Raw genomic sequence first — 6,994 nt, 5'->3', positions numbered from 1 at the left:
CCCAATCACGTCAGTAAATTTGTTCTCTACTTAAACAGCCAGTCTCATTCCAGTCTTACGTTCAAAGCCCTACTAGATAAGCGTTTCAGATCAAATGGCCCATTTTGGTCAGAATCTTTACCGCCGCCGCACCCGTTTAGTACGATGCCCGGCGGTCGGCTATACCGAACGGGCGATCGCGCTCGATTCCGTCCCGATGGCAGTTTGGAGTTTTTAGGTCGCGTCGACCATCAGGTCAAACTTCGCGGCTACCGGGTGGAGTTGGGCGAAATCGAAGCGGCCCTACGGCAGTACTCAACCGTGCAGTCTGCGATCGCGATTCTGCGGGAAGATGCGCCAGGGCTACCGCGTCTAGTCGCCTATGTGATCGCTCAGGCAGATCAGGTGGTCGATGGGGCTATCCTCCGCAGCCAGTTGCAACAGCGGTTGCCAGACTATATGGTGCCTGCCGCCATCCTGGTGCTAAAAGCCTTACCCCTCTTGCCCAATGGCAAAATCAACCGGCAAGCCTTACCCATTCCTGCAGCAGCATCCACTGAGTTTGTTGCGCCCCGTAACTCGATTGAGGAAAAGCTGGCTCAGATTTGGGCAGAGGTGCTGCAGCTAGAGCGCGTCAGCATTCACGATCGCTTTTTTGACCTAGGCGGGCATTCCCTACTGGCAACCCAAATTATGTCGCGGCTGCGGCAATCGTTTCTAGTAGAATTGCTGCTGCATCAGTTCTTTGAATCGCCCACAGTGGCAGAACTGGCGATCGCCATCAGTCAAGCCCTGGTAGAGCAAGCCAACCCAAGCGGCTTAGCCGACCTACTGAACCAATTGGACTTAGCCCCTATGCATGAGTAATGCAATAGCTCAGCATACCTCACGCCCACTCCTCCCCTTTATGTTTGATCGGAACTACCATGAGTGACCTCGCAAAGCGCATTGTCGATCTTTCCCCAGAGCAATTGGAGCGTTTGTTGCAGCAATTACAGCAGCAACAAGCAGATCGTCCTGCTCGTTCTATTACACCCCAGCCGCGGACGACCCGTTACTTTCCGCTGTCCTTTGCTCAGCAACGTTTGTGGTTTCTAGACCAGTTAGAACCCAACAGCCCGTTTTACAACGTACCGATGGCGATTCGGCTCAGGGGAACCTTGCAGGTATCTGCCCTAGAGCAAACGCTGCATGAACTGGTGCATCGCCATGAGGTGTTGCGCACTCATATTGCCGTGATGGATGGCGAACCGATGCAGGTGATTGGAGACCCTGCACTAACCCCGTTACAGCTAGTGAATGTATCCCACCTACCCCAAATGGAGCAGGATGCAGTGGTGCAGCAGCGGGCGATCGCAGAGTCAAACAGCCCATTTAATTTGGGGCAAAGCCCGTTGTGGCGAGCTATCCTACTGCGGCTGTCTGAGCAAGAACATGTGCTGTTGTTTACCCTACATCACATCATCAGCGATGCCTGGTCAAAGAGCGTTTTAGTGCAGGACGTGACAGCGCTGTATCCAGCATTTTGTCAGGGACAGCCCTCACCCCTGCCGGATCTGCCCATTCAGTATGCCGATTTCGCCGTATGGCAACGGCAGTATCTCCAGAGCGGTGTTTGGGATGCTCAACTGACCTACTGGAAGCAAAAGCTGGCGGGATCGTTGCCTGGGTTACCGTTGCCGACACGGGGGCGATCGCACCCGATTACCCACCAAGGTCGTAAGCAGAGTTTTGTCCTGCCGCTATCCTTAACTGAAGCACTCAAAGCGTTGAGCTGGGAAGAAAACAGTACCTTATTTATCACCCTCTTAACTGCCTTCAAGGTGCTGCTCTATCGCTATACAGGGCAGACAGATGTGGTGGTGGGTTCTCCGATCGCCAATCGCAATCAGCCTGAGATTGAGAAGCTAATTGGTTTCTTCGTTAATACGTTGGTTCTCCGCAGCCAAGTTGACGGTGATCTTAGCTTTCGGCAAGTGCTACGACAGGTGCGGCAGGTTGTGGTCGAGGCTCAGGCGCATCAAGATTTGCCCTTTGAGAAACTGGTGGAAGCGCTGCGTCCCGATCGCAATCTCAATCGCAACCCGTTATTTCAGGTGATGTTAGCCTTTCAAACGGCAGCGACTGATGAGTTGCAACTGCCCGGACTCACCCTAGAACCCCTGGACATTGCCGATCAAACCGCCAAATTTGACTTGGGAATAGGCTTATCTGACAGCCGCACCGGACTGCGCGGTGTGGTTGAGTACAAAACGGATGTATTTGACGATGCCACGATTGAGCGGCTGGTAGGCCATTTTCAAACCCTGCTAGAAGGGGCGATCGCCAACCCCGATCAGCGAATTGCGGCATTGCCCCTGATCACCTCCGCTGAATGTCAGTTACTCTTAACGGAATGGGTTAACCCGATTGCGGGGGACGCTAGCCTCTGTCTGCACCAAGGGTTTGAAGCTCAGGTCGAGCGATCGCCCGACGCAATTGCCGTGATCGATCGCCATAAGTCGTTCACCTACCGGGAGCTAAACCAACGCGCCAACCAACTGGCTCATACTCTGCGGCAACAAGGTGTGAAACCGGAAACCCGCGTAGGTCTGTTCGTTGAACGCTCATTGGATATGCTAGTGGCGCTGTTTGGCATTCTCAAAGCGGGCGGGGCCTACGTGCCGATTGACCCGGCTTATCCCGCCGAACGCATTGCCTTGATTTTGGCAGATGCTCAGGTCTCTCTGGTATTGACTCAGTCTTCTTTGGCTGAGCAGTTTTCCCATCCCAATGTGATCTGTTTAGACCGAGACTGGACTGACATTGCCTCCCATGGGGCTGAGAACCCGGTCAATCAAACCCATCCGGAAAATCTAGCGTATTTAATTTACACGTCCGGTTCAACCGGAACCCCCAAAGGCGTCATGACCTCCCATCAGGCGGTGGTCAACTACATTACGGCAGCCGGGCAGATTTACGACATCAAACCGGGCGATCGCGTCCTGCAATTTGCCTCCATTGGCTTTGATGCGGCGACGGAGGAAATTTTTCCAACGCTGGCACAGGGGGCAACGCTAGTACTGCGCTCAGAGACGATGCTCAATTCCATTCCAGAATTTTGGCAGCAGTGCGATCGCCTGCACCTTAGCGTTCTAGATTTGCCCACCGCTTTTTGGCATCAACTGACTGCGGCGATCGCCTCTACCCCGCTACCGGCTTCCTTAAGATTAGTAATCATTGGCGGTGAAGCAGCCGACCAGGCACAGCTTCAGGTTTGGCAGCAGCACTATCCTCAAGTGCGACTGGTCAATAGCTACGGCCCAACCGAAACCACCATTGTGGCAACACTGTGCGACGTGTCAGGAGCCAATGCCATTGCTACCGCAGCCCATGTCCCCATCGGGCAATCGGTGCCCCAGGTGCAAACCTATGTGTTGGATGCGTTACTCCAGCCAGTACCCATGGGCATCCCCGGAGAGCTTTACATTGGGGGTACTGGGGTAGCAAGGGGCTACTGGCAGCGCCCTGACCTCACGGCCACTCACTTTATTCCCCATCCGTTTAGCCAGAAAGCGGGCGATCGCCTTTACAAAACGGGAGACAGGGTTCGCTATCGTTCTGACAGGCAGCTAGAATTTCTGGGGCGCAGCGACAATCAGTTGAAGCTACGCGGGTTTCGCATTGAGTTAGGTGAGATTGAAGCTATCCTCAAACAGCATCCTGCCATCCAAGATGCAGCCGTGGTTTTGCAAGACGGAACCCATCCCCGCCTAGTCGGCTATGTTGTTCCTGATTCAACGGCTGACGTCTCCACGGCAGAGACCGAGGCAGAACCCACCCATCAACAAACTACGCAATGGCAAGCTGTCTTCGACCACCTTTACAGTCAGGCCTATGCTGATCAGCAGCCAGCCTTCTATATCAAAGGCTGGGAAAGTAGCTACACTGGGGAACCGATGCTAGCGACAGAAGTACAGGCATGGATGGAGCAAACCGTAGCCCGTGTATTGGCATTGCAGCCCAGTCGGGTCTTAGAACTAGGCTGTGGCGGCAGCGGTTTAATGTTGTTTCGCGTTGCCCCTCAATGCAGCCGCTACTGGGCGACGGATCTATCTGCCAATGCCCTACAAATCTTGCAAAATCAAGTGCATCAACTGGGGCTAGATCTCCCTAACGTCACCTTCTTGCAGCGGGGAGCCGATGACTTTAGTGGGGTTGAACCGCATAGCTTTAATGCCGTGCTGATCGTGTCTGTCGCTCAATATTTTCCCAGTATTGACTATCTCTTGACCGTGTTGCAAAAAGCCGTGGATGTAGTGGAGCCAGGTAGCTCTATTTTCCTGGGAGATATTCGCAGTCTGCCGTTATTGGAAGCGTTTCATACCTCTGTGCAGCTCTATCGGGCAACTCCTACCACAACTCGAGCCGAGCTGCGGCAGCGGGTGCAAAAGCAGGTTATCGACGAAAAGCAGTTGGTCATCGATCCGGCTTTCTTTCAAGCGTTACAGCAAGAACTGCCGCAAATTAGCCGAGTTGAGATTCTCCTAGAACGGGGCACCCATGCCAACGAACTAACGAAGTTTCGCTATGACGTCGTGCTGCATATTGGCAAAGCTGCGCCAGCCGCAGAGGTATCCTGGTTAGATTGGCAGGCAGATCTGCTAACGGTATCTGATCTGCGCCAGCGTTTGATCGAGACAGAACCCGACCTAGTGGCGATCGCCCACATTCCCAATGCCCGTCTGAGCACAGAGATTGCAACAATGCAGTGGCTCTACCAGGCAGACCCAACAAATATTCCTGAAACCATCGCCGAATTCCAAGCAGCCTTACCCACTCAAGCCGCTGCGGGGGTTGACCCAGAAGCTCTGTGGAGCTTGGCAGACAGCCTGCCCTACACGGTCGAGATCTGCTGGGAGACTGAAAATCTTGCAGGACAGTATCAGGTAATCCTGAGACGACGGGGGACAGATGCCGAAACGCAGGTAGTCAATCCACTGAAAACACCTCCGCTGCGTCCGTGGCGTGACTATGCCAATGCCCCCTTGCAAGCAATGCTGACCCATCAACTGATTCCCCAGTTGCGACACTATCTTGCTGAAAAACTCCCTGACTATATGGTGCCTGCTACCTATGTAATGCTGTCTCACCTACCATTAACGCCGAATGGCAAGGTCGATCGCCGCGCCCTACCTGACCCTGAACCAATTCAGCCGAATGAGAATCAATCATGCATAGAACCGCGATCGCCCCTCGAAGCTGAGTTAGCCAAGATCTGGGCTGAGGTCTTGGGCGTGACCCGTGTGGGTATACAAGATAGCTTCTTCGATCTGGGTGGACATTCTCTACTTATGACGCAACTCCTGACCCAAGTTCGACAGCACTTTCAGGTCGATCTGGCATTGCGAGAACTGTATGAAGCGCCGACTGTAGCCGAACTAGCCACAATGATCGAAACTACCCAACGAGGAAAATCACAAGTCGCTCAACCCGCTATATCTCAAGTAGATTGGGCGACTGAACAACTCCTGGATTCCAGCATTCGCCCTGCTGCTGCAGCGGTCGCCCCCTTCATCCCACCCCAGCACATCTTCTTGACCGGAGCCACTGGGTTTGTGGGTGCATTTCTGCTGCGAGACTTACTGGAACAAACTGATGCTGAGATTCACTGCTTGGTCAGGGCAGATACAATCGCTTCGGGTCAACAACGGCTCCGTCAAACTCTAAAACACTATCACCTGTGGAACGAAGCATATCGCGATCGCCTTCATCCGGTTCTAGGCAATTTGGCAGATCCCCAACTGGGTCTAACAAGTGCGCAGTTTCAAGCTCTGGCGGCTCAAGTTGATAGGATTTACCATAACGGAGCCTGGGTAAATTCAGTTTATCCTTACGCGATGCTCAAACCTGCTAATGTCCTGGGAACGCAAGAAGTTCTGCGGTTAGCTTGTCATACGCGCAGCAAACCGATGCACTTTATCTCAACCCTAAGCGTGTTTGGGGGCAGTGGAGAGGTTGCGATTCGAGAAGAGAGCCCCTTAACATTAGCCCACCTGCCGGACAGTGGCTATTCTCAAAGCAAGTGGGTTGCAGAACAGCTCGTCACCCAGGCCAAGGATAGAGGGTTGCCCGTTTGCATTTATCGATTGGGGCGCATTGCCGGTCATAGCCAAACTGGCGTGGGGAATGTGAATGACCTGATGTCACGTATGATTAAGGGCTGCATCCAGCTCGGCAGCGTTCCCGATCGCCATACCCTACTTGATATCACGCCAATCGATTATGTCAGTCAGGCGATCGCCCACCTCTCCCAACAGCACCAGTCTATCGGCAAAACCTTCCACCTGCTTAACCCGCAACCGACATCCTGGCAGACCTTGACAACCTGGCTAAAGGACAGCGGCTATCCTCTCCAGTCTGTTCCCTACGACCAGTGGCGCATGGCTCTGCTCCAGAGCACCGATCGCACCTTAGAAAATGCGCTGGCTCCCTTGGTTGGTCTATTCTCTGCCCAAAGCACACATGCCCAACCCTGCAAAATTCAGGAATCGCTGGTGGACTGCCAACAAACCTTGAAGACTTTAAGGGAGAGTGCCATCACCTGTCCTACCATCGATCACAACCTATTGAACCGCTACCTTACCTTCTGGACTGTCCAAGAGTTTCTAGCTAAGCCTGCACAGTCTCCAACTCGGTTCTGAATCAACCCTGCAATTAACCTCACAAATTCTTTAAAGCCATGACTCAAGTCGTTTCTAACACCCCACCCATATCCCCTCACCTTACTGCTCAGGACATCCCACAACGTCAAAAACAGCACATTGCGGACTTAATGTCTTGCTACATCCAACGCACTAAAACCTCTAAACACCTAGCTCAAACCTATCGCCCAGTGATGACAGATAGCCGCTATGCTACTAGTTTTCGGCTTGCTACTAAAGAAGTCAATTATCCCATCATCGGTCAACGCTCCACAGGGAGCAAGCTGTGGGATGTAGATGACAACGAATATATTGACCTGACCATGGGCTAT

At 53.1% G+C, this 6,994-nt stretch carries 3 protein-coding genes; all 3 read left to right on the top strand.

What is annotated here, in order from left to right; all coding sequences use genetic code 11:
- A partial coding sequence (locus tag V6D20_05220; GenBank protein HEY9815190.1) for a phosphopantetheine-binding protein occupies positions 1-846 on the top strand: 846 nt, incomplete at its 5' end.
- A gap of 59 nt (positions 847-905) precedes the next feature.
- A complete protein-coding gene (locus tag V6D20_05215; protein ID HEY9815189.1) occupies positions 906-6,662 on the top strand; it encodes an amino acid adenylation domain-containing protein in 5,757 nt (1,918 codons plus the stop codon).
- Positions 6,663-6,700: 38 nt separating this feature from the next.
- A partial coding sequence (locus V6D20_05210) for a hypothetical protein (GenBank protein HEY9815188.1) occupies positions 6,701-6,994 on the top strand: 294 nt, incomplete at its 3' end.

The sequence above is a fragment of the Candidatus Obscuribacterales bacterium genome, assembly GCA_036703605.1.
Taxonomy (GTDB): Bacteria; Cyanobacteriota; Cyanobacteriia; order RECH01; family RECH01; genus RECH01.
The sequence above is the reverse complement of the archived record's forward strand: the minus strand, read 5'-3'. Positions and strand labels throughout refer to the sequence as shown.

What these genes read in the sequence shown, in the direction of transcription:
- V6D20_05215 (HEY9815189.1), top strand. Translation starts at nt 906, where the DNA reads ATGAGTGACCTCGCAAAGCGCATTGTCGATCTTTCCCCAGAGCAATTG.